Source organism: Rheinheimera soli, assembly GCF_021290985.1.
Classification (GTDB): domain Bacteria; phylum Pseudomonadota; class Gammaproteobacteria; order Enterobacterales; family Alteromonadaceae; genus Pararheinheimera; species Pararheinheimera soli.
Genome location: NZ_JAJOYU010000011.1, coordinates 57932 through 80308 on the forward strand (window position 1 = coordinate 57932; position 22377 = coordinate 80308).

A 22377-nucleotide genomic window follows, 5' to 3' on the forward strand; every position below is an offset into this window, starting at 1 on the left:
ATTGCTAAAGGAGTTTTTACTATGAGGTTTATCGCTTTGCTTGCCCCTTTGCTACTTTGGGGTTGCAGTCATCAGGTTCAGGATTATCAACAGCAAACTCCAACCTTTCATTTGCCTGACTACTTTAATGGGTCGCTGAATGCCTATGGTGTAGTTAAAAACTGGCAAGGCAAACAAAGTGTGCGTTTTGAAGCAAAGCTTTGCGGGCAGTGGCAAGGCAATGAGGGCACTTTATTTGAATTGTTTCACTTCAGCGATGGCCGGGTAGAACAGCGGATTTGGCAATTAGCAGTAGATCAAGACGGAAAAGTCACAGGTTCAGCTGCTGATGTCACAGGTCAGGCGTCAGGGCAACAAGCTGGCAATACGCTGTATTGGGAATATGTGTTGCAGATTCCGGACGGTGATGGCGTGATCGAAGTGAAAGTGGAAGACTGGTTGTATCTGGTGACACCTCAGCAGCTCATGAACCAGTCTACTTTGTATAAATTTGGCCTGCCGGTTGGTGAGATTATTTTATCTATCCAGCAACAGGACCCAACCGCAGATTGCAGCGCGTTAGAGCAACAGTTGGCAGAACTTAGAGCAGGTTAAGCCTGCTCTTGCTCCATACTTTCCAGTTCTATTTTAATGGCATTACAGGAAATCTGAATTTCGTAGAGTGATACCAGCAAACTCAGCATTAAGCTGGCGAGGCTGGCACCAAAAGCAAGCTGACCTGCTAATGCCCACTGCATAAACAGAAAAAACATGGATAAGGTACAAAGTACAAAACTAATCACGCCCCAGCGTTGCATCGACCGTATTAAAAACATGCGTTGCCTTAAGTTTTCGATCTGACGTTTCGCCATATCCCGCACTTGTCCACCTTCACGGGTATTCAGTTGGCGAATAAGCTGAGCCAGTACTAAAAACCTGTTGGTATACGCCAGTAATAACAGCGAGATGGCAGGAAATAACAAAGCTGGGGTGGTCATGGTCATCAACATAAAGTCACCTGTGTTCAGAGTGGGAAAGACTGACTCGAATTCTGATCATATTCGCATTAGTGCCATGCTGATAGTACACTGGACAAAAATAACAGAGTTTTCTGAGCGTAGCCTCTTGTGTATGATGCGCAGCCAGAGCGGCCAGACCAGAACGGATAAAACATGAAACAAAAAGCAAACAACTTCCAGAATATGCGGGAACTGGGGTTTTATCAGCAAGCGGCTATAGCCGCAACTTTGCTGGAACGTATGTTGCCTAATTATCAACTGTTTAGTGAAGTGACAGGTTTTGGTGATGCCAAGTTGTGCCGGGATATTTTGAATCTGGTGTGGGAATGGCTTTTTGTGAAAAAGGTTAAAATTAACTTTGAGCGTTTGTGCGAAGAGTTAGAGCTGGCGACACCGGACCAAAGTCAGTTTGATATGTTTGGTGTGTATCCTGCTATTGATACAGCGACGGCGCTGGACTCTATGCTCAACGGCATTTTGTCACAGGATGCAACAGAGTTTGTTAACGTGGCTAAAATTTCCCAGGCCTCAGTGGCCCGTTTAATTGAATACCAGGCCGAAGAGATTGATATCACCACTGAAGCTGAATTAAAAAAGTGGGTGCGGGATCACGAGCTGATGGAATACGAAATGGACTGTCTGTCGGAGCTGATTGAACTGGTGACACCATTAAATGATGGTTTTCAACGTGAACAGGTGCAAATGTTAAAGGCCTGGGTACGTGAGCAAGGATTAAGCAATCTGGGGATGGAGCTTGTTCCTGATACACAAAATTCAGACGGCTAAAAGTCTTGCTGTCTGGAAGAATAGTTCTTTTAGAGTCAATGCTTTAACTTTTTTAAAAAGCCTTAAAATTCTTCTTGCATAATAAACAGTCACTGCTTAAAATGCGCGCGCTCGAAAGGCAAGTCTCCCGAAAGGGAGTACACGCAAAGCTGCAGGTCTAAGGGGAAACCTATGATGGCTGGGCTGCCGTAATCTGATGATTACGTAGGACGCATCTACACCAGTTTCTGGTATCAAAGCTCCTCCTTTCGTGTTCGCTGATAAACAACAGCAAAGATGCTGTTGTTGAAGTTTCAGCCTGTTTATACAGACCAATCAGCCTGATCCCATGATCAGTGTTAGCCAACACCGGAGCTTATTATGAAATTTAAATTTGTTGCTTTAATCGCCATCGCTGCTGCTCAATTTGTTGCACCAACTGCATCAGCTAACGATCAAATGGTTCAGTCTATCTGTGCTTACGTGGCCGATGACAACAAGAATAACCTGCGTAAAACTTTATCTGATAACCGTATGCGTTTAAAGAACGTGTATGACGGTATTACGTGCGATGGTTTACCTTTAGTTCGCCATGCGATTAAACACAATGCTGCAGACACCGCTGAGTTTATCATCAAGCAGTTACCAGGCAGCCAGGTTGCAGCATCAGGTGACTTAGAGTGGGCAGCAAGCAATGGTTTTGCAGCTTCTCCAATACTGGAAGCCATCAAGGCTCGTAGCGCAAGCTAATCGAATTTTTTATAAAAAGAAGGCGCCTGATGGCGCCTTTTTTGTCACTTCCAAATCCGCGCGCTAAGTACTAAGTGTCATATGTACTGGCTTCTAGATGATCTGGCAGTGTTAGCAGTGTGCCAAAAACGGACATTGTATCTATCTAAGCCTATTTATCGACGGGAAGTTCTGCCACGTGGCTCAACAGGCTTGATAAAGGACACGAAAGTGCCCATAATAATTTCATGCTTCTGACCTTGGAGCATCTCCGGTCAATCAGGAAGCCTCTATAGGCAGTATAGTCTCGTAAATTACTAAGGCTCCCGTTAAGCAATTATCGGGGGCCTTAATAATTTACAAGACACGTAAAGGTGCTTCAGTCAACTCTTTCTGATTACTACATCAGATCATACATAGGTAAAAGATGAATGAAGGATAACAGTCTGGAGAGCGTTTTTAATGCCTACTTCAATAACAAAAAAAACTTCTCTGATTTCTATACTCTCAGGACTGAAGAGGAAGCCAGTCTTATTCCTCTGAGTAAAAGTAAGGTTGAGCTTTACAGGTGTTCCGAAAAGCTTAAAGTTATTCATACTTTTCTTTCCTTGTTTATTTTCAACGAAATGCCTTTGAGAAAAGATATCGTTTTTTCTTACCGGAAAGATGTAAATATTACGGACGCCGTCCGGCCGCACTGCAACAGTGAATTTATCTTTAAAACAGACATATCGAAATTTTTCAACTCAATCAGCGCTGAATGCGTGTATCACTCGCTTTCAAAATACTGTGAAAATATACGAACGGTGAACTCTGGAGAGATCAGAGAGAATATCGAGAGAATTGTTTACCTGTGCACTATCAATAACCATCTACCTGTTGGATTCTCATGCTCGCCATCAATCAGTAACTTCTGTTTTTATGATTATGACAATATCATTGATGCCTACTGCAACGAGAACGGATATATATACAGTCGTTACGCGGATGATCTTATTATTTCATCGCAAGATGAAATGAATAAAGACAAGATCACAGACGACCTCACGGCCATACTCTCATCAGACGCATTCCTGAGACTATCCATCAATCATAAAAAAACAAAACTGATCACGAAAAAGTTTGAAAGACAAATTCTGGGAATAAGTATACTGAACGACGGAAAAATGACAGTCAGTAAAGCAACCAAGACCGATATTGAAGTGAAGCTGCACCTGCTTAAAACTAACAGAGAAAAATTGGTGGATTATACCGGCATGGAAGAGAAATCGTCGATTCTGTCAATCGCAGGCGTGCTGAGCCAGATTAACAATATCGACAGTGATTACCTTTTTCATCTACGTAAAAAATACGGGAACGCCATCATCAGCAAGCTGCTCAAAGGCAAGGAACTGCTGAAATGATCGTCAGTGTAGATATCAGGGCTTTGCAACATCTGGCCGAAATTAGCGTGACCTTCGACTTTTCACGCGACCCACTTATCTGTATGACAAGCAAGAATGGCGTGGGTAAAACGTCGATCATTAAAGCGCTTGCCCTACTCAAGGACGCTGCCATTATTAGTAAAACGTCGTCGGCGTTTAGTATCAATGAAGATACGCAGATAGACGTTAAAATTAACAAAGACGTCTACACGTTTAGGTTCAATGATGGTGATCTTGATACGAACAATATTCTCCGGGATGAAACATTTCTGAACGTCGAACTGCCTATTCCTTACGGCAAACGTTTCTCTGATTTCCCCTCCTTGGGCAGCATCGATATGACGCTGAGGGAGAAGTACTTAAAAGGTGAGTATGAAGATGCACACGAACTTATAGCTTTCCTCCATTCCGTTTACAGGGATGAAAGAAAATTTCAGAATCTGAAACTCGTGAACATAAAGGGCGTGAACTACTATTTTCTGCCGCTTGATAATAACCGATATATACGCGAGGACTATTTCAGCTCAGGAGAGTTTTTTGTAATCAGTATTTTCAAGATGATAACCTCCTCAAGTCGGCTTATCATCATAGATGAAATAGACGTATCCCTTGATTCCTCAGCGCAGGTTTCACTGATGAGTGCGATCAGGGATATATGCATGGAAAGAGAAATAAAAATACTCTTTACCACGCACTCTCTCGCTATCATGAAAACTATCTATGAATACGGCACGCCAATTATCTATCTGAAGAACGAAAATGGTGCGGTCAGCCATAATCAGGTTTCATACAGCTTTATTCAACTGGAAATGTTCGGGTTCCAAGGGTACGACAAGTTTATCTTCACCGAAGATGTGACACTTGAGCACTATATCAAACATAAACTCTCCACTATAGAAACGAAGAACCGTGTCAAGGTCATTTATATTGGCGGCTGCGGCAACGTTGTTGATTTGATGAAGCGTAATTCAGCAACCGGTTTCATCTGCTCCTCCAAAGATGCGATAGCTGTTTTGGATGCTGATGCGAAAGCCCAATACGGCCAACGTGCGGACGTTATTATCAGCCCTTACGATGATATTGAGGATGAAATATTCAGGAAGTACAATGAAGAAAATGCGGTGCATAATCTTCCGGATGTCGCGCCAGAAAATGCCAAATCTAAAGCCTACTGGAAAAAACTACAGGAAAATCGTAAAGAGCATAATCTGACCCGAGAGGACATTTTTACGATTCTGGAATGTGGTTTTGAAGCGAAAGTATCGGCTTTTTATCAGGAGCTCCATTCATTTATCAATCGTTAAGTGCGTAAAGTAGCTCTGGCTCACCGCTGCATTTTCTGAAGCTTGGTGTTAGGGTAATCATTGCGTGTTTTACGAGAGTCGGCTTATTGCTCATAGCAGCCTGTCACAGAAGTGATAGAGTCCTGCCAATACCCTAGCGTCAGATGAAATACCTATTCATCCTGTTCAAGCATGTCCCATATCAGGCTTGCCAGAGGCGGTAAGCGAGTTGCCCAGCCACTTTTTCCTTTAACAATACCCAATCTGCCGGCAGTTGATCCAGCGCCAGTTCTTTTTCCGTTTCCAGATAAATCAAGGCGCCGGGCTTAAGCCAACCTTGTTCGACTAAAGACTGACAACAGGGCACTGCCATATTCTGGCGAAAAGGCGGGTCAATAAAAACGAGATCAAACTGACGCACAGCTGGCTTTTGCAGCCATGCCAAGGTATCTGTCTGTACCACCTCGGCTTCTGTACTGCCCAGGCTGGTTAGATGTTGTTTCAGTAAGCTGGCCGCTTTGGCTTCTTTTTCCAGTAACAGCACAAAATCAGCGTACCGCGATAAAGCCTCTAAACCCAAGCTGCCGCTGCCAGCGAAACAATCCAGCACAGTGCTTCCTGCTACATCTTGCATGAGCCAGTTGAACAATGTTTCTTTGACTCTGTCAGAAGTGGGTCTTAAACCTGCAGCATCCAGTACGGGTAAACGTCTGCCTTTCCAACGGCCACTGATCAGCCTGACGAAACCCGGTCCCTGATGTGTCGCAGTTGTGCTGCGGCCCTTTGCTGTTTTCATTGAGTATTTTTGTCCTGCATCTTAAAGATGGTACTATATGGGTCAATTTTACCTTAGTTTTCGGATCTTCTGGCAGCGACCTTTATGACAAAGCAAAATAAACTCTTCTCCTGGCTAGGTTTTGGTAAAAAAACAGAGGCTGCGGCTGCGGAAACTGCAACAGAGCAGCAGATCCAGCCAACAGAGCCACAGGTTACTCCTGTAGTTGAAGTCGTTCAGAAAACGGAAGCGACTGAAGCCACAGCAATTAGTGCGCCTGTTGAAGCTGCAGAAGTGGCACAAGTGCAAGCTGAAGCTGCTCAGGTTGAGGTTACTGCCTTAACTGCTATAGCTCCTGTGACTGAATTACAGCCACAACCTGCTGAACGTCCTGGCTTTTTTGCCCGTTTAAAACAAGGCTTAACGAAAACCAGCCAAAATTTAGGCAATGGTTTAGCCAGCCTGTTTTTAGGTAAAAAAATTGATGATGATTTATACGAAGAATTAGAAACTCAGCTGTTAATGGCCGATGTGGGTGTAGATACCAGCCAGAAACTGATTAAACAACTGGTACAGCATGCCAATCGTAAGCAGTTAAAAGATGCCGATGCTTTATACGACAAGTTACAGCAAGAGATGGCGTTGTTACTGGATGATGTTGAACAACCACTGCAACTGAAAGGCGCTGATGGTCCTTTTGTCATTCTGATGGTAGGTGTCAATGGCGTAGGTAAAACCACCACTATTGGCAAAATGGCACAACAGTTTAAGCAACAAGGCAAGTCAGTGATGTTAGCCGCTGGTGATACCTTCAGAGCTGCTGCTGTCGAACAGTTACAGGTATGGGGTGAGCGTAATGCTATTCCTGTGATAGCCCAGCATAGTGGTGCCGACAGTGCATCGGTGATTTTTGATGCCTATCAGGCGGCTAAAGCCCGGGGTGTGGATGTATTAATTGCTGATACTGCGGGTCGTCTGCAAAACAAAGCTCACTTAATGGAAGAGCTGAAAAAAATTGTTCGTGTGATGAAAAAGATTGATGCCAATGCACCGCATGAAGTGATGCTGACGCTGGATGCTGGTACAGGCCAGAACGCCTTAAGTCAGGCGCGGTTATTTAAAGAAGCTGTGGATATTAGTGGTATCAGCTTAACCAAGCTTGATGGTACTGCCAAAGGTGGCGTTATTTTTGCTATTGCCGATCAGTTTAAATTACCTATTCGCTACATTGGTGTGGGTGAAGGAATAGATGACTTGCGGGTATTTGATAGTAAAGATTTTATTAAGGCATTGTTTGCCAGGGATCTCTGATTATGTTGCGTTTTGAGCAAGTCACAAAAAGTTATAGCGGTGGTTTTGTAGCGCTTGACAGGGTTAGTTTTCATCTGGAAAAAGGTGAGATGGCTTTTTTAACAGGGCACTCTGGCGCTGGTAAAAGTACCTTATTAAAACTGATCAGCCTGATTGAACGCCCAACCACAGGCAAAGTCTTTATTAATGGTGTGGACTTAAGCCGGGTGAACAGAGGTCAGGTGCCTTATGTTCGCCGTGATATAGGCATGATTTTCCAGAACCATAAACTGCTGATGAACCACAGTGTGTTTGATAATGTGGCTTTGCCTTTAGTGATCGAAGGCTTTAGTGGCAAAGACATGACCAAACGAGTGCATGCGGCTTTAGATAAAGTGGGGCTGTTGGATAAAGTGCGTTGCTTGCCTCACACCTTATCTGGTGGTGAACAGCAACGGGTTGGTATAGCCCGTGCTGTGGTGAACCGCCCACCTTTATTGTTAGCCGATGAACCCACAGGCAACCTGGACCCTGATTTATCCAAAGACATTATGAATGTGTTTGAAGCCTTTAATCAGGTGGGTGTGTCTGTGCTGATTGCCAGTCATGATTTAAGTTTATTGGCCCGGATGCGTTACCGTACCCTGACGCTTAAAAATGGCCGCATGATCAACGATGGCTTAACGTCCTATGGAGCCGATGAATGAGTATTTTGTTTCAGGGCCGTGCCACAGGTGCCACTGCAGTAAAACAAAGTTTGTGGAACAGATTTGTGATGTTTTGGGTGCATCATATTCGTCAGGCCATGACCAGCTTAGGTGAAATCTGGCTGACCCCTGCTTCTTCTCTATTAACAGTGGCCGTATTAGGGGTGAGTTTAACCTTACCTGTCACTTTGCATTTAATGGTGAAAAATCTGCAGCAGGTTAGCAGCAGTATTGATCAGGCGGCGCAAATCAGTTTGTTTTTAAAAGCGGATACTAACGAAACCCAGATCGCTGAACTGATAGCATTATTGCAGGCTAATCCTGAAGTGGCAGATGTGCAGTTTATTGATAAAGGCCAGGCTCTGGCTGAATTTACTGCGGAGTCTGGTTTTGGTGATGCGTTCAGTTATATCGAAGATAACCCTTTACCTCATGTCATGCTGGTCAGCCCAAAAAATACCTCAAGCGTCGCTGCTTCCGCTTTGCTTGAGACGTTAAAGCAAGAACGTTATGTCGAGCTGGCTAAACTGGATATTGGCTGGTTAGAACGGCTGGATGCTATTGTCAGTTTAGTGCGTCAGGTGGCTATGGCCGTGGCGTTATTGCTGATGGTGGCTGTGCTTCTGGTGGTGGGGAATACCATTCGACTGATGATCCTGACGAAAAAAGATGAAATAGAAGTCATGAAACTGGTCGGGGCTACCAATAGTTATATTCAACGTCCTTTTTTATATACCGGCATCTGGCTTGGTTTTTTTGGCGGCATCCTGACCTTTTTAATTGAAGAGGTGCTGCTGTGGTGGTTAAAACACGCTATTGCTGGCGTGACTCAGCTCTATGATAGTACTTTTAGTTTACAGCCGCTCAGTCTGGCTGAGTTAGGCTATTTATTGTTGGTTGCCGTAGGGCTGGGTTTTATTGGCTCACTTTTGGCGGTGCGTCGCAATATTAGTCAGATTGAAGCGACAGGGCTTTAATAGAAACTGGGGTTAATGCTGCTGCACTGTCAGCAAGCGTTGACCCCATTCTACTGCTTCAAAGTACACCAGATTTAAATCGACCGTCTCCGGCACCATACGGGAGGACAGATCAGTTTGTTGTTGCCACAAACCTTGCTCAAAAGTGCGTTCAACCTTCAGGTAATCTGCCAGTATTCCTTTATGTTCCAGCAAAGCCACTTTAATTTCTGGCAGCAGAGGCAACTGAGCTAACAGCTCTTCCAACGGCTGTTCCAGCAAAGCATCCACCAGAGAAAACAAACCTGTTAAAAACGCCGCGGGCGGATTCTCCTGATCTCCGCGGATATTGGCCAGCCGATCACAAAAGCGCGCCCTGATCAGCGACATCACTAATAGCTCATCCGATTGCCCTTCAGCCAGATTTGCCAGTGCCAGCAGGGAAATAAATTTTTTCAGTTCAGCTTCGCCCATATACACCATGGCATGTTTCAGCGAGCCAATAGATTGTTTGCGGGCATACTGGACGCTATTAATAAAGCGCAGCAGCTTGTAGGACATATCCAAATCACGTTCAACTATGGCTGCCAGCCCATCAAAATCCAGCCGTACCTTACTTGATTCACTGATGAGTGCCAGCAGATTCAGTTTATTGCTGCCAAGTTGTTTATGTTTTAACATTTCCGGGCGGGCAAAAAAGTAGCCCTGATACAAATCAAAGCCAAGTTGTTTTAGTTGTTCGTATTCATCTGCAGTTTCCACTTTCTCTGCCAGTAAGGTCACAGGGTACTTAGCAATACGGCGCAGATATTTACTGATCTGCAGTATGTTAAACATCCTCACGTCTACCTTAATAATGCTGACATAAGGTAAAAACACGTCCCACTTTGCATCAAAGTCATGATCGTCCAGCGCAAGGCGATAGCCCATTTTATGCAGCTCTTTGCACGCCGTCAGTAGCTCGTCGCTGATAGGCACGGTTTCCAGAATTTCAATCACCATACTGTTAGGATCAATAGAGGTGGGAAAGTGATGGATTAAGGTGTCAGCTGAAAAGTTAATAAAAGCTTGCTTGCCGCCAGTGATCTTTTCAACTCCCAACAACAAATGGTGCTGGGTGATGAGTTTAGAGGTGGCTTCGTCTGCATCAATATTTGGAAAGCAGTTGTCTACGCCATCCCGGAACAACAGTTCGTATCCTGTTACGGCTTTTTGGCGGTCAAAAATAGGCTGGCGCGCGACATAGCAATACATATGGGTAGCCTTGAATTGTTATATTTTTATCATTAGAGCTGATCGCAAGTTCTAAATTTATCATATAAGAAAACCAAGCTGTTATATATGAATTGATATTATTAAAAAACAGGGCTTATACAATTCCGATCTTAAAAGATGGAAATTTCTTTTAGCACTCTCAGCTAAAGAGTGCTAAGATTTGACCCAATCAAGCAAGTAAGGGGAAATTACATGACTCAGGCTTCACAAATGATGACTCTGACAGTGGCTGGAAGTGGCAGCCTTGAAGCTTACACTCATGCGGTAAGTACCATCCCTATGCTCACAGCAGAAGAAGAGCGTTCTTTAGCTGAAAAATTACAGCAAGACGGTGATTTAGAATCGGCTCGCGTGTTGATTATGTCTCACCTGCGCTTTGTAGTGCACATTGCCCGCAGCTACTCAGGTTACGGTTTACCAATAAGCGATCTGATCCAAGAAGGCAATATTGGTCTGATGAAAGCCGTAAAACGTTTTGACCCTTCTGTTGGTGTGCGTTTAGTGTCTTTTGCAGTGCACTGGATCAAAGCTGAAATTCATGAGTTTGTGCTGAAAAATTGGCGTATTGTCAAAGTGGCAACGACCAAGGCGCAACGCAAGTTGTTCTTTAATCTGCGTAAAGCCAAAAAGCATTTAGGCTGGTTCAGTAAAGAAGAAGTGCAAAACGTAGCTGACTCTTTAGGAGTTCCTGTACACGAAGTGGTGGAAATGGAATCCCGTATGAGCAACTATGATATGCCTTTTGATGCATCTGATGATGAAGAAGAAAGCAATTACACTGCTCCGGTATTTTATTTGCAGGACAAAGAGTCTGATTTAGCCAACCGTATTGAAGAAGACCAGTGGGACAATGCCGCTGTGGATCGACTGCAGGCTGCAGTAAGCACATTGGATGACCGCAGTCAGGACATTATCCGTGCCCGTTGGTTAGATGATCAGAAGCTGACGTTGCAGGAATTAGCCGACCGTTATCAGGTGTCTGCTGAGCGTGTGCGTCAGCTGGAGAAAAACGCGATGAAAAAACTGCAGGCTGCTATGGCTGCTTAATGTTTTTTCTTAGAGTAAAAAGCCCTGACTTGTCAGGGCTTTTGCGTTTCTGATGGTCCGTTATAAACTGCCACCTAACTGATAAAACGGCAGAGACCGGGCTGGTTTTTTAGCAGGCTCTGGTAATTCCCAAGGTTTTTGCATCAGCGGCTGAGTAGGTTTAATCCGGGGCAGAGTCATAGGGTTCAGCAGGGCAGGGATCTCCCATTGCACCTGGTACATGGTGATAATAGCTGCAGGATCATCAATGGCTGGGGTAAATACTGTTGTGGTTTCAGCACTCATTGGTTTTTTCTCTGCTTTTGCAAGCTGTACAGCTTGAATTGGATCCTGTTCTGGCAAGGATAAAGGCACATCTGCAGTTTGCGCTGCGGTGATAATGGCATAGTCGGCGGGTAACAAGCTGGAGAGTTTTACCACTTCAATACCTTGGGCTGCCAAGTCAGGTAAATGTTTTTTCAAATACGCATAAGTTTCAGGATAAGGATGGCCTATAGCTATGGCGTATTGCTGCTGTTTTGCCAGCTTGATCATCAAGTTAAATTGTTTATCCAAAGCCTGATAAGAGCGGTCGTTATCCAGAAAAACCTGACGGGTTAACAGCGGGATTTGGTGTTTCTTAGCGTAAACACCAGCCTGGCTGCGGGCTGTGGTTTTACTGTCGAGGAAAAACAGCTGGCGTTTGGCAATATAAGCTAAAGTCCAGTCCATCACCTCAGTTTGCTCAGTAAAATAACCTCCCATATGGTTATTCATACCAATAGCATAAGGCACATCGGCAAAAGCGGCCTGAAGCTTGCTCTCTATTTGAGATCGGCTCATTGTCACTTTAAGCGCATTTTTACTTAAATCAGCTCGGCGTGCAGATTCCATCGGCATATGCAAAATCACATCACGGCGCTGCTGATAGGCCGCTTTTGCTACCGCATTACTGTGGGTAGTATGAGGAATGACGGCAAAGGTTAAGTCATAAGGTAATTCCAGCAGCTTGTAGTCAAGCTTGTGGTAACCAATGTCGTCAATCACTATAGCCACTTTAGCGGCGATAGAGGGTAAGCTGCAAAGCGCAAAAGCTAAGCTGATCCAATACTTCATTACTAAGATCCTGCGCGTTTCTGTAACCAGGTAATAGGGTTAATGGCTGAGCCTTTTTGCCGGATCTCAAAATACAATCCAGCCTGAGCCTGACCACCACTGGCACCCACTAAAGCCACAGCGTCACTGGCATTGACCGACTCGCCTGGCTTTTTCAATAAGGTTTGATTGTGACCATACAAACTCATGACTCCGTTGCCGTGGTCCAGTACTATCACCCAGCCATAACCTTTGAGCCAGTCCGCATAAATCACTTGCCCGTCTGCCACAGCTTTGACTTTAGAACCTTCAGCCGCCGCTATTAATATGCCACGCGAGCTAACACCAGCCAGACGTTTTTCACCATAACCCTGCAAAATATCACCTTGTACTGGCCATGGCAGTTTGCCTTTGGTTTTTGGCAAATTGATGCGTTTTTTCGCCGCAATAGCAGCAGCTTTCAGTTTGCCCAAGGTGTTTTGCAGGCTTTGTTCGTTTTGTTTCAGGTAGTTCAGCTGTTGCTCTTGATCAGTCAAAAAGCTCTTCATCTTTTTGACTGAAGCTAACTGGCTACTTTTTGCTTCTGTCAGCTCTTGCTGTTGTTGTTCCAGCTGGGCCTGCAGTTGTTGTTGTTGCAGTGCTTTAGTTTGCAAATCCAGCTCAACCTGTTTCAGTTCCGCTGCTGTTTGCTCTATCTGTTTTAGCTGCTGCATCCGCGCCTGATTCAAATATTGATAATAAGTCAGTACCCGCTCCAGTTTGTTGCTGTCTTGCTGGTTCAGCAGCATCTTGGTGTAATCATGCTCACCTGTGACAAAAGCGCCTTTGAGCTGCTGCGCAAGCAACGACTTTTGTAACTCGAAACTTTGTTGCAGTTGTTGCTGTTGCAGTTGCAACTGCTGTTGCTGCTGATGCAGTTCCGCCAGTTCTGTAGTGCTTTGACGTAGTTGTCGTGCCAGCCGGGCTAAGGACTGATCAGCAGTTTTCAGCAAATCCTGGGCTTTAGTAAAAGCCTTTTGCTGTTGCTTCAACTCTTTTTCAGTTTGCTGAATTTGGCCTTTGAGTTGCGACAGTTCCTGTTGCACCTCTTTTTGATCCTGAGCCAATAAAGGGGCCGAGGCTAAACAGAGCAGCAGAGCTAAGCTCTGCTGCATCTTCAGCCTGTAGTTGACGAGTCTTACTGGCATTAATTTGTCTTCATCAGAATTTTGCCTGTCATTTCAGCAGGAATTGGCATACCCATCAAATGCAGCATAGTTGGAGCTATATCACTCAAAATACCACCTGGGGTTACTGCTGCGTTACGGCCGACATAAATCAACGGCACCGGATCGCTGGTGTGTGCTGTGTGAGCCTGACCAGATTCTGGATCCTGCATTTGTTCAGCATTGCCATGGTCGGCTGTAATTAAACATTCTCCGCCCACTTGCTGTAATGCTTCTACCACACGGCCAATGCAGTGATCCACTGCTTCTACCGCTTTAATAGCCGCAGATAAAATACCGGTATGACCGACCATATCACCATTTGGATAGTTACAGATGATCACATCAAACTCGCCGCTGTGAATAGCGCCCACCAGTTTGTTGGTCAGTTCGGTGGAGTTCATTTCTGGCTGCAAATCGTAAGTGGCTACGTTAGGCGATGGCACCAGAATACGTTGTTCACCATCGAATACATCTTCACGGCCGCCGCTGAAAAAGAAGGTCACGTGGGCATATTTTTCAGTTTCGGAAATACGTAACTGAGTTTTCTGGTGTTTGGCCAGCCATTCACCCAAAACGTTATTCAGACTTTCAGGCGGATAAGCACAAGGGGCTTTAATATCAGCAGCGTATTCAGTCAGCATCACAAAGCTTGCCAGTTGCGGCTGATATTCGCGGCCAAAACCTGTGAAATCGGCATCAATAAAAGCACGGCTGAACTGACGGGCGCGGTCGGCACGGAAGTTCATAAAAATCAGGCTGTCGCCTTGCTGCATCTTAATTAGATCACCAGCTGGATTTTTAATGGCGGTCGCTTTAACAAATTCGTCGTTTTCATCACGGCTGTAGGCCGCTTTTAATGCGTCCACTGCGGTAGTTGCAGTAAATAAAGCTTTGCCCTGGGTCAGTAAATCGTAGGCTGCCTGCACGCGGTCCCAGCGTTTATCACGGTCCATCGCAAAATAACGGCCAATCACAGAAGCAACCTGACCGACACCTATGGCTTTAAAGTGATCTTCTACCCGTTGCAATGAAGCTTCAGCACTGCGTGGTGGCGTATCACGACCATCTAAAAAGGCGTGCAAATAGATTTCAGTTGCACCTTGTTGTTTGGCTAAATCAATCATCGCAATGATGTGATCTTCATGGCTGTGCACGCCACCTGGCGATAACAAACCCATCAGATGCACGGCTTTGCCATGGCGCACAGCAGCTTGCGTCGCTTCAACCAGCACAGGGTTGGTAAAGAAGTCCCCATCCTGAATAGCTTTGGTGATGCGGGTAAAATCCTGATAGACCACACGACCTGAGCCTAAATTGACATGACCTACTTCAGAGTTGCCCATCTGACCATCTGGCAAGCCGACATCCAGACCAGAGCCTGAGATCAGCGTATGAGGATACTCTGCCCATAACTTGTCCATTACCGGGGTATTGGCTTGTAAAATGGCATTGGATTCACGTTCTTCTCTGTATCCCCATCCATCCAATATCAGTAAGACTAACGGCTTTTTCGGCTGCATACTCATGGCTCCGTATCTTGTTGCTTGATCATCGTTTTGATGGCCTATCTTACCTTGTTTTTCCTGTGAAAACAGTGACGAAATAGTACGGATAGGGCTTCAATGCTGCATTCTTTTATCAAACTAGGTATACTCGGCCGCAAAGTTTTGCTCCTGAAATGAAACAGAATGGTGTTTATGCAGCAATATATTGATTTTTTAAGTAATCATCCGTACCTGACCGCCGCTTGGGTGGCGTTATTTTTAGCCTTAGTGGTCAGCTGGATTAAGTCTTTAACTTCTTCAGTCAAACAAATTACTCCCACTCAGTTGACCTTGATGGTAAACAGAGAAGATGCAACAGTGATCGATATTCGCGCTGAAGCCGACTTCAAAAAGGGCCATATTACCGGTGCCCGCCATCTGACAACCGAACAAATTAACACTCAAGCTGTGGGCGGCCTTGAAAACAAAAAAGACGCACCCATCATAGTAGTCTGTCAGGCAGGTATGTCTGCACAAGGCGCAGCCGCTACGTTGACCAAACAAGGCTTTACAAAAGTTTTTGTTTTACAGGGCGGCATGAGTACCTGGACAGGTGCAAACCTGCCCCTGGTTAAAAAGTAAAAGTAAGTCGGAGCTCTGATGGCACAAGTCACTATTTACACTAAGGCCTATTGTCCTTATTGTGTTCGCGCTAAGGCGTTATTAGGCCAAAAAGGCGTGCAGTTTGACGAGATTAAAATCGACGAACAGCCCGAATTGCGTCCAGCCATGATTGAGCGGGCCAATGGCCGCACCACAGTACCGCAAATTTTTATCGGCGATACTCATGTAGGTGGCTGTGACGATCTTTTTGCACTGGAAAATGCCGGTACTTTAAATTCGATGCTCGCTGCATAACTGCAGCTGGTTTTCTGTCGATCACTAAATAAAATAACTAGGATTTATCATGGCCGAACAACAAGTCGCTGAACAATTTGCCATCCAGCGTATTTATGTCAAAGACATTTCTTATGAGTCACCTAACGCTCCGGCAATATTCCGTAAAGAGTGGCAACCAGCGATTCAGTTAGATTTAGATACCCGCAGCGAGAAGTTAGATGACAATACCTTTGAAGTAGTGTTATCTCTGACTGTAACGGCACGTATCGAAGAAGAAGTGGCGTTTTTATGTGAAGTGCAACAAGCTGGTATTTTTAGTGTTCCAGTGCTGGAAGATGCACAAATGGCGCATATGTTGGCTTCATTCTGCCCAAACATTCTGTTTCCTTATGCCCGTGAAGCTGTGTCTAATCTGGTAAACCGCGGTACTTTCCCACAATTGAATCTGGCACCTGTAAATTTTGATGCCTTGTTTGCTCAATATGTACAAAAACGTCAGGCTGAAGCTCAGGCCCAGCAAGGCGTAGAACTACAGTCTTAAGATGAACGCTGCAATTGCTGTGTTAGGGGCGGGCTCGTACGGGACCGCCCTTGCTATTTCATTGGCCCGCAATGGCAATCCAACTTTGTTGTGGGGCCGAAATGCGGATGATATCCGTGTGATGGCAGAACAACGAATGAATCAGCGCTATTTGCCGGATATTCGTTTGCCGGACTCTTTAGCTGTGACTGATGATCTGGCTTATGCTGTGGCTTCATGCCGTGACCTTTTATTGTCTGTGCCAAGCCATGCTTTTGCTGACACCTTAAGACAAATCAAACCTTTTTTGCAGCACAATGCCCGTGTGGCCTGGGCTACTAAAGGTTTGGAACCGGAAACCGGCCGCTTACTGCAAGATGTCGCCAAAGAAATACTGGGTGAGCAGGTGTCCTTAGCTGTACTGTCAGGGCCGACTTTTGCTAAAGAACTGGCCAAAGGTTTACCTACTGCCATTTCGTTGTCTTCAACCGATCCAGAATTTATTTCGGCACTCTCTGACTTATTGCATTGCACTAAAACCTTCAGAGTTTATACCAATCCTGATTTTATTGGGGTGCAACTGGGTGGTGCTGTGAAAAACGTCATCGCTATTGGTGCTGGTATGGCCGACGGTATCGGCTTTGGTGCCAATGCACGTACAGCGCTTATCACTCGTGGTTTAACAGAAATGTGCCGTTTAGGTTGTGCTTTAGGTGCAAAAAAAGAAACCTTTATGGGCATGGCTGGTTTAGGTGATTTAGTTTTAACCTGTACAGACAACCAATCCCGTAACAGACGTTTTGGTTTATTGCTGGGTGAAGGCAAAGGTGTAGACGAAGCCATGACGGCCATAGGCCAGGTCGTGGAAGGGTATCGCAATGCCAAAGAAGTCTTTAATCTGGCGCAACGTGTTGGCGTAGAAATGCCTATTACAGAGCAAATTTACCAGGTGCTGTATCAGGGCAAAGATGCCCGTTTAGCGGCGATGGATCTACTAGGCCGCGAAAAGCGCGACGAATAGTTTACCCGTCGTATTTGGCGCCGCAGCGTTGTTGCCTGCACCTGCTTTTAAGGTAAGAGTATCGCCCCAGTCACATAGGACAACTATGCTCCTGGGGTCTCGCTCGTTTGTCGCCTAGCTGCAACACCAACTACTTAGGGTAAACGGCAGTGGCTGCGTGCTTTCGCCCCAGTCACATAGGACAACTATGCTCCTGGGGTCTCTGCCGCCGCGCTGCAACTTCAATTACTTAGGGGATTACCCGTCGTATTTGGCGCCACAGCGTTCGGGCGGGGCAAGCCCAGCCCCTACAATTTATTGATTTTAATTAGAGTTATTGTAGGGGCGACCTTTATGGTCGCCCGTAGTTTTTAATCAATTTTATTACCCGTCGTATTTGGCGCCGCAGCGTTCGGGCGAGGGATAAACCCCGCCCCTACAATTAGCTTTCTTTCTTCGGTTCTTTATCCAGCAGCAACGCAATCTGTTCAGGTTGTACTGGTGGGCTGAATAAGTAACCTTGTACCACCTGACATCCCATGACGTGCAGCAAATAGGCCTGCATTTCAGTTTCCACACCTTCGGCCACTACTGCAATTTTCAGATAACTGGCCAGCCGGATTATAGTGGAAGTGATATTGCGATCCTGCTCTGAGCTATCCATGTCTTTGATAAAAGCCCGGTCAATTTTTAAGGTATCGATAGGGAAACGTTTCAGGTAACCCAAAGAGGAATAACCAGTACCAAAATCATCCAGCGCCAGTGTAAAACCAAGAGCCTTCAACTGATGCATCACTTCAAGGCAATGCTCTGCGTCGCGCATCATAGCGGTTTCGGTGATTTCCAGCTCCAATACACTGGCGTCCAGTTGGTAATGCTGTAGTTCCTGCTGTAAAAAGTCCAGTAAATCAGGTTGTTGCAGTTGTTGTACTGACAGGTTCACTGCGACACGCCCCCGCATCCGGCCTTGTTGTTGCCATTGACGGATCTGAGCACAAACCTGACTGAATACCAGCCTGTCCAGCTGAATAATGACGCCATTTTCTTCTGCGATTGGGATAAACATCACAGGAGAGACCATGCCTCTGGCTGGATTATGCCAGCGACATAAAGCTTCATAGCCCACTATGGTATTGGTGCTGACATTGTATTTAGGCTGGTATAACACTTTAAATTCGCCCTGGCTGATGCCACGCCATAAATCGCTTTCCAACGCCAGATATTCAGGAGTGCGTTGCAGCATTTTGTCGTTAAAAAACTGGGCATTGTTGCGGCCCATTTGTTTGGCATGGTGCAAGGCTGTATCAGCACTGCGCAACAAAATATCTGACGAGCGGCCATCGTCAGGGTAGACAGCAATACCAATACTGGCGGTCAGCGTGATTTCCAAATCTCCCAGCAATAGTGGCTGTCTGATGTGCTGCAGCAGCTGTAAACTCAGCCGGTTCAGCAACAAATCAAACTGTTCAAGACTGAAATGAGAGGGCACCAGAACCGCAAACTCATCTACGCCCAATTTCGCCAGAATATAGCCGGCAGGCAACTGTTTTTGCAGGCGTTCAGAAACCATTTTCAGCAGCATATTACCGCTGTCGTGGCCTAAGGAATCATTAATTTTGGCAAAACGATCCAGGTCGATCAGCAGCACAGCAAAGTGTGGAAAACGGCTGTTGCAACTAAAGAAAGCTCTGTCCAGATGTTCCAGAAACAAAGCACGGTTAGGCAGTTGGGTGAGTGGATCTCTGGTGCTGAGTTTTCGCAGCTCACGTTCATTCAGCTTGCGATTGGTGACATCAGAAAATATTGCCAGATAAAGTTTGGCTTCCGAAGCCCCTTTGCCGGATAACAAGGTAATGGCCAATGATAAGGCAAAGCTGTCACCATTAGCTTTTTTACTCCAGACCTCACCTCGCCAGAAGCTGAATTGCTGTAGCTGCTGCACTATGGTTTTCAGTAGTTCAGTCTGATGTCCTTGAGCTGTATACAGCTGCAAGGTTTTACCTTCCATCTGTTTGGCATCAAAACCGGTGATCTGACAAAAGGCCTGGTTTACTTTTTCAATACGCAGCTGCTCATCGCCTAACCAGACTGCATCCTGGGTGTTGTCGAATAGGGAGCTTATCATCAGTTGTTGTTCCAGCGCCTGATGCAAACGATTCTGATGCTTTTTATAGCGCCATAACAACAGAGCCAGCATCAATACTGAGGCAAACAACATAAGCCAGAGCCAGCTTTGTTGGATCCACCAGTAGCGGTTAAACTGCAGTTGATAGTCCCCCACCTGTTGCCAGTTCAACCCATCCTGACTTGCTTCAATGGAGAGCAGATACATAGCGCTGTTGTCCAGGCGCAAGGTAAACTGGCGCTGAGGGTAAGTCAGCATCACAGCCGGTGCATTATCCAGACGATAACGGAAGTAATTCCATTGCTTACCAGCCGTTGGGTAATGGCTAACCCGAAACTGTAGTTGTGGGCCCCAGCTGTCCAGTTGCAACAGATGATCCTGTTGTTTCAGTCGCTGGCCATTTTCGGCAACGAGTTCAAGACGCAAAGGGTTCGCTATGGTGCTGCTTTTGTGTTGAGCCAGTGGCAACCGGTAATGACCTATGGAGCTGTTGATGTGCAATTGCTGATCCACTAACTGAACCTGAAAGGGGTTCAGCTGTTCAGCCTGGTTCAGTTGCCATTTCAGCAAAGACTGATCGGTCAGATCCAGTAAGCTCAGCTGTTGTCTGGACCAAAGCCATACCTGCTGATCCTGCTTCAGCATACGTTGCTGTTGCCAGGGCACCTGCCACTGGTTTTGCAGGATCAGAGTTAATTTAGAGTGATTTTGCTGAGCTTCATAGTGATACAGCTGATCCGGAGTCAGTAGCCACAGCTGTTGCTGTTCCGGCACTATATCCAGAATTTGTCGCGCATCCAGACAAGGTGATGTAGTGCAGGGGCTAAGGTCGTAGGTCGCCAACTGTTGCGAAGCCAGTTGATAGGAATACAGTCTGTCACTGCCAGAGAGCCACAATTGCCCTGACTGATAGCGCACTAAAAGCCAGTTAGCATGGTCACTTAATAAGTTGGACGTTGCAGAGGATTGCTCCCATTGCCATAACCCCTGATGCGTCAGATACCAGAATTGATCGTCTGCCAACGCCAGATCCAATACAGCTTGTTGCTCCACTGACACCCAGTTTGCTGTGCTCTGGTTATAACGCCAGATTTGTTGACCAACCCAAACAAAATACTGTTCCTGATACCAGAATTTTTTTACCTGCTGAAAAGCAAAAGGAAATACCAGGGGCGGGGTGGGGGTTTGAGCTGGTGTCACCTGAGTTAATTGCTGCTGCTCCAGTTGCCAGTGTTGGCCTTTATTATCCACTATGACCGACTTCCCTCTGGCTTGAACTTCTAAAGCCGAAGATTGCGCCAGAGCTAAGGTGCCTACCGGATCAGCCAGCCAGATATTCTGATGCCGATCGGCAAAAAGCTGAGCCCAGGGTTGAGCCAGGTGTTGAGTTTGCCAGCTTTGGTTATCTTTTTGGTATAGGTAAAGTGTTTGGGCAGATAACAGCCAAACCTGACCTAAAGGATCGACTTCTAAAGCTGTGGCATAAAAATGTTCTGGAGTCTTTACCTGCTGGAGCTGCTGTTGCTTTAACTGATAGAGTGTTTGATTTTGTGCAAGCAGCCAGAGTTGTTGATCCGGACCTAAAGCTAAGTCGGTTTGCTGGGGTAAATTCATCGGATAATACTGCCAGCTTTGATTCAGCAAATCATAACGGGCTAATTTTGCATCTTTGGACCATAACCATAAATAGGCGCCATCACTGACCCCCTGAGCCCAACCTGCTGCTGTACTGCTGCCTCGCCATAACAACTGCGCATCAGTGGATTCGGCTGACCACTGCCAGATTTCCTGTTCGGTTAAGATCAATGGCGTGGAATTGCCAGATAAAAACAAGGCTTTAATAGGAGTTTTGCTTTGCCAAATCTGGCGGAATTCACCACTGTGCTGTTCAAACAGCCAGAGTTGGTCAACACTGGCCAACCAGAGTTTATGTTGATCCAGTGTCAGTAGCTGCACCAGTGCCTGAGTCTGTAATTCGGCGGGTAAAGTGTAAGAGCGGTGATCGTGCCCGTCAAAACGGTGTAGCTGGGTGCTGGTGCTCCACCACAATAAACCTGATTTATCCTGAGTGAACAGCTCAATAGCTAAATGTTGTGACTGACGTGAGTGCACCATAGGTTGCACTTGCAAATAAGCGTGCAGACCAAAGCTGCTGCAAACAAGCCAAAGCGCCAGACAAAATTTTAGGCAACGCAGCAGCATCTGAATCTAATCCCTGGATAATTTCATTAAAAATACTGATAAATCAGCAGGCTGAGTATCACTATAGCTCTATGATTCAGAGCTTGGCAAACTTAGGCTCGGGCTCCTGCGTAACCCAACTGACGCCATGATTCATAAACAAATACCGACACTGCATTGGACAGATTCATCGAACGGCTATCTGGTGTCATGGGGATGCGTAACCACTGCTCTTTTGGCAAGGTTGCCAGCAAATCAGCAGGTAAGCCACGGCTCTCAGGGCCAAATACCAAGGCATCTCCTAACTGGTACTGCGCGTCACTATGATGATTACTACCCTTGGTGGTACAGGCAAATACCCTTGTTGGCTGCACTTCTGCTAAAAAAGCTGCAAAGTTGGCATGACGTTTCACGTCAGCAAATTCGTGGTAGTCCAAGCCAGCTCTCTTGATGCGTTTATCGTCCCAGGCAAAACCCAGTGGTTCAATTAAATGCAGGCGAAAACCTGTATTGGCACAAAGGCGGATAATGTTGCCAGTATTTGGCGGGATTTCAGGTTCGTATAACACTATGTCTAGCATGATGATTTCCAGTATCTGAAGCGCGGTGAGTGTATCAAAATTGGCGTACAATGCC

21 protein-coding genes and 1 riboswitch are annotated in these 22377 nt (G+C 45.8%); of the genes, 13 read left to right on the top strand and 8 right to left on the bottom strand.

Annotation, left to right across the window (positions count from 1 at the left end):
• Positions 1 to 21 precede the first annotated feature (21 nt).
• Complete coding sequence (locus tag LSG37_RS09580; RefSeq protein WP_233079665.1) at positions 22 to 594, top strand: DUF3833 domain-containing protein; 573 nt, start codon at positions 22 to 24, stop codon at positions 592 to 594.
• Here the strand turns inward: LSG37_RS09580 and LSG37_RS09585 are convergent.
• The gene (locus tag LSG37_RS09585; protein WP_233079666.1) at positions 591 to 989 is read right to left on the bottom strand and encodes a DUF2721 domain-containing protein; all 399 of its coding nucleotides are present in this window, start codon (positions 987 to 989) and stop codon (positions 591 to 593) included. The genes LSG37_RS09580 and LSG37_RS09585 overlap by 4 nt on opposite strands.
• 162 nt (positions 990 to 1151) lie before the next feature.
• Here LSG37_RS09585 and LSG37_RS09590 point away from each other — a divergent pair, with 162 nt between their 5' ends.
• The 4 genes from LSG37_RS09590 to LSG37_RS09605 all read left to right on the top strand — a co-directional run bounded on the left by LSG37_RS09590 (position 1152) and on the right by LSG37_RS09605 (position 5220).
• On the top strand, positions 1152 to 1784 hold the full coding sequence (locus tag LSG37_RS09590) for a YjaG family protein (RefSeq protein ID WP_233079667.1): 633 nt from the start codon (positions 1152 to 1154) through the stop codon (positions 1782 to 1784).
• A gap of 107 nt (positions 1785 to 1891) precedes the next feature.
• Positions 1892 to 1975: riboswitch (cyclic di-GMP riboswitch) on the top strand.
• 169 nt (positions 1976 to 2144) lie between these two features.
• Positions 2145 to 2513, top strand: coding sequence for a DUF3718 domain-containing protein (locus LSG37_RS09595; RefSeq protein ID WP_233079668.1), 369 nt, complete (start codon positions 2145 to 2147; stop codon positions 2511 to 2513).
• A 410-nt stretch (positions 2514 to 2923) separates the two neighbouring features.
• The gene (locus LSG37_RS09600) at positions 2924 to 3895 is read left to right on the top strand and encodes a reverse transcriptase domain-containing protein (protein ID WP_233079669.1); all 972 of its coding nucleotides are present in this window, start codon (positions 2924 to 2926) and stop codon (positions 3893 to 3895) included.
• Positions 3892 to 5220, top strand: a complete 1329-nt coding sequence (locus LSG37_RS09605; protein WP_233079670.1) for an AAA family ATPase — start codon at positions 3892 to 3894, stop codon at positions 5218 to 5220. Before LSG37_RS09600 ends, LSG37_RS09605 begins: the two co-directional genes overlap by 4 nt.
• 181 nt (positions 5221 to 5401) lie before the next feature.
• Here the strand turns inward: LSG37_RS09605 and rsmD are convergent, their stop codons facing one another.
• Positions 5402 to 5995 carry a 16S rRNA (guanine(966)-N(2))-methyltransferase RsmD gene (rsmD, locus tag LSG37_RS09610; RefSeq protein WP_233079671.1) on the bottom strand — a complete coding sequence of 198 codons (594 nt, stop codon included), beginning with the start codon at positions 5993 to 5995 and terminating at the stop codon, positions 5402 to 5404.
• A gap of 84 nt (positions 5996 to 6079) precedes the next feature.
• On the opposite strand from rsmD, the gene ftsY reads away from it, so the two are divergent.
• Genes ftsY through ftsX form a run of 3 tightly spaced genes read left to right on the top strand, consistent with a single transcriptional unit; the run spans position 6080 to position 8948 of the window.
• On the top strand, positions 6080 to 7285 hold the full coding sequence (gene ftsY, locus LSG37_RS09615) for a signal recognition particle-docking protein FtsY (RefSeq protein WP_233079672.1): 1206 nt from the start codon (positions 6080 to 6082) through the stop codon (positions 7283 to 7285).
• Positions 7286 to 7287: 2 nt separating this feature from the next.
• The gene (gene ftsE / locus LSG37_RS09620; protein ID WP_008899810.1) at positions 7288 to 7971 is read left to right on the top strand and encodes a cell division ATP-binding protein FtsE; all 684 of its coding nucleotides are present in this window, start codon (positions 7288 to 7290) and stop codon (positions 7969 to 7971) included.
• Entirely contained in the window at positions 7968 to 8948 is a 981-nt protein-coding gene (gene ftsX / locus LSG37_RS09625; RefSeq protein ID WP_233079673.1) for a permease-like cell division protein FtsX, read from the top strand. The genes ftsE and ftsX overlap by 4 nt, the downstream gene beginning before the upstream one ends.
• A 12-nt stretch (positions 8949 to 8960) precedes the next feature.
• On the opposite strand, the gene LSG37_RS09630 is transcribed toward ftsX, so the two are convergent.
• Positions 8961 to 10181: an EAL and HDOD domain-containing protein gene (locus tag LSG37_RS09630; RefSeq protein ID WP_233079674.1), complete on the bottom strand. Its 1221-nt coding sequence runs from the start codon at positions 10179 to 10181 to the stop codon at positions 8961 to 8963.
• A gap of 213 nt (positions 10182 to 10394) precedes the next feature.
• On the opposite strand from LSG37_RS09630, the gene rpoH reads away from it, so the two are divergent.
• Positions 10395 to 11249, top strand: a complete 855-nt coding sequence (rpoH, locus tag LSG37_RS09635; RefSeq protein ID WP_233079675.1) for an RNA polymerase sigma factor RpoH — start codon at positions 10395 to 10397, stop codon at positions 11247 to 11249.
• A gap of 60 nt (positions 11250 to 11309) precedes the next feature.
• Here the strand turns inward: rpoH and LSG37_RS09640 are convergent, their stop codons facing one another.
• Genes LSG37_RS09640 through gpmM form a run of 3 tightly spaced genes read right to left on the bottom strand, consistent with a single transcriptional unit; the run spans position 11310 to position 15051 of the window.
• Complete coding sequence (locus LSG37_RS09640) at positions 11310 to 12344, bottom strand: divergent polysaccharide deacetylase family protein (RefSeq protein WP_233079676.1); 1035 nt, start codon at positions 12342 to 12344, stop codon at positions 11310 to 11312.
• 2 nt (positions 12345 to 12346) lie between these two features.
• Positions 12347 to 13510, bottom strand: coding sequence for a murein hydrolase activator EnvC family protein (locus LSG37_RS09645; RefSeq protein ID WP_233079677.1), 1164 nt, complete (start codon positions 13508 to 13510; stop codon positions 12347 to 12349).
• A complete protein-coding gene (gpmM, locus tag LSG37_RS09650) occupies positions 13510 to 15051 on the bottom strand; it encodes a 2,3-bisphosphoglycerate-independent phosphoglycerate mutase (RefSeq protein WP_233079678.1) in 1542 nt (513 codons plus the stop codon). Before gpmM ends, LSG37_RS09645 begins: the two co-directional genes overlap by 1 nt.
• A 177-nt stretch (positions 15052 to 15228) precedes the next feature.
• Between gpmM and LSG37_RS09655 the strand changes: the two genes are divergently transcribed.
• Genes LSG37_RS09655 through gpsA form a run of 4 tightly spaced genes read left to right on the top strand, consistent with a single transcriptional unit; the run spans position 15229 to position 17456 of the window.
• Entirely contained in the window at positions 15229 to 15657 is a 429-nt protein-coding gene (locus tag LSG37_RS09655) for a rhodanese-like domain-containing protein (protein ID WP_233079679.1), read from the top strand.
• Positions 15658 to 15675: 18 nt separating this feature from the next.
• A complete protein-coding gene (grxC, locus tag LSG37_RS09660) occupies positions 15676 to 15933 on the top strand; it encodes a glutaredoxin 3 (RefSeq protein WP_008899802.1) in 258 nt (85 codons plus the stop codon).
• 49 nt (positions 15934 to 15982) lie between these two features.
• A complete protein-coding gene (gene secB / locus LSG37_RS09665) occupies positions 15983 to 16456 on the top strand; it encodes a protein-export chaperone SecB (protein WP_008899801.1) in 474 nt (157 codons plus the stop codon).
• A gap of 1 nt (position 16457) precedes the next feature.
• Entirely contained in the window at positions 16458 to 17456 is a 999-nt protein-coding gene (gene gpsA / locus LSG37_RS09670) for an NAD(P)H-dependent glycerol-3-phosphate dehydrogenase (RefSeq protein ID WP_233079680.1), read from the top strand.
• A gap of 421 nt (positions 17457 to 17877) precedes the next feature.
• On the opposite strand, the gene LSG37_RS09675 is transcribed toward gpsA, so the two are convergent.
• Entirely contained in the window at positions 17878 to 21675 is a 3798-nt protein-coding gene (locus tag LSG37_RS09675) for an EAL domain-containing protein (RefSeq protein ID WP_233079681.1), read from the bottom strand.
• Positions 21676 to 21854: 179 nt separating this feature from the next.
• Positions 21855 to 22322: a tRNA (uridine(34)/cytosine(34)/5-carboxymethylaminomethyluridine(34)-2'-O)-methyltransferase TrmL gene (gene trmL, locus LSG37_RS09680; RefSeq protein ID WP_233079682.1), complete on the bottom strand. Its 468-nt coding sequence runs from the start codon at positions 22320 to 22322 to the stop codon at positions 21855 to 21857.
• Between the last annotated feature and the right edge of the window lie 55 nt (positions 22323 to 22377).

Coding starts and splice junctions, on each gene's coding strand:
- LSG37_RS09580 (WP_233079665.1), top strand. CDS start 22: ATGAGGTTTATCGCTTTGCTTGCCCCTTTGCTACTTTGGGGTTGCAGT.
- LSG37_RS09585 (WP_233079666.1), bottom strand. CDS start 989: ATGTTGATGACCATGACCACCCCAGCTTTGTTATTTCCTGCCATCTCG.
- LSG37_RS09590 (WP_233079667.1), top strand. CDS start 1,152: ATGAAACAAAAAGCAAACAACTTCCAGAATATGCGGGAACTGGGGTTT.
- LSG37_RS09595 (WP_233079668.1), top strand. CDS start 2,145: ATGAAATTTAAATTTGTTGCTTTAATCGCCATCGCTGCTGCTCAATTT.
- LSG37_RS09600 (WP_233079669.1), top strand. CDS start 2,924: ATGAAGGATAACAGTCTGGAGAGCGTTTTTAATGCCTACTTCAATAAC.
- LSG37_RS09605 (WP_233079670.1), top strand. CDS start 3,892: ATGATCGTCAGTGTAGATATCAGGGCTTTGCAACATCTGGCCGAAATT.
- rsmD (WP_233079671.1), bottom strand. CDS start 5,995: ATGAAAACAGCAAAGGGCCGCAGCACAACTGCGACACATCAGGGACCG.
- ftsY (WP_233079672.1), top strand. CDS start 6,080: ATGACAAAGCAAAATAAACTCTTCTCCTGGCTAGGTTTTGGTAAAAAA.
- ftsE (WP_008899810.1), top strand. CDS start 7,288: ATGTTGCGTTTTGAGCAAGTCACAAAAAGTTATAGCGGTGGTTTTGTA.
- ftsX (WP_233079673.1), top strand. CDS start 7,968: ATGAGTATTTTGTTTCAGGGCCGTGCCACAGGTGCCACTGCAGTAAAA.
- LSG37_RS09630 (WP_233079674.1), bottom strand. CDS start 10,181: ATGTATTGCTATGTCGCGCGCCAGCCTATTTTTGACCGCCAAAAAGCC.
- rpoH (WP_233079675.1), top strand. CDS start 10,395: ATGACTCAGGCTTCACAAATGATGACTCTGACAGTGGCTGGAAGTGGC.
- LSG37_RS09640 (WP_233079676.1), bottom strand. CDS start 12,344: ATGAAGTATTGGATCAGCTTAGCTTTTGCGCTTTGCAGCTTACCCTCT.
- LSG37_RS09645 (WP_233079677.1), bottom strand. CDS start 13,510: ATGCCAGTAAGACTCGTCAACTACAGGCTGAAGATGCAGCAGAGCTTA.
- gpmM (WP_233079678.1), bottom strand. CDS start 15,051: ATGCAGCCGAAAAAGCCGTTAGTCTTACTGATATTGGATGGATGGGGA.
- LSG37_RS09655 (WP_233079679.1), top strand. CDS start 15,229: ATGCAGCAATATATTGATTTTTTAAGTAATCATCCGTACCTGACCGCC.
- grxC (WP_008899802.1), top strand. CDS start 15,676: ATGGCACAAGTCACTATTTACACTAAGGCCTATTGTCCTTATTGTGTT.
- secB (WP_008899801.1), top strand. CDS start 15,983: ATGGCCGAACAACAAGTCGCTGAACAATTTGCCATCCAGCGTATTTAT.
- gpsA (WP_233079680.1), top strand. CDS start 16,458: ATGAACGCTGCAATTGCTGTGTTAGGGGCGGGCTCGTACGGGACCGCC.
- LSG37_RS09675 (WP_233079681.1), bottom strand. CDS start 21,675: ATGGTGCACTCACGTCAGTCACAACATTTAGCTATTGAGCTGTTCACT.
- trmL (WP_233079682.1), bottom strand. CDS start 22,322: ATGCTAGACATAGTGTTATACGAACCTGAAATCCCGCCAAATACTGGC.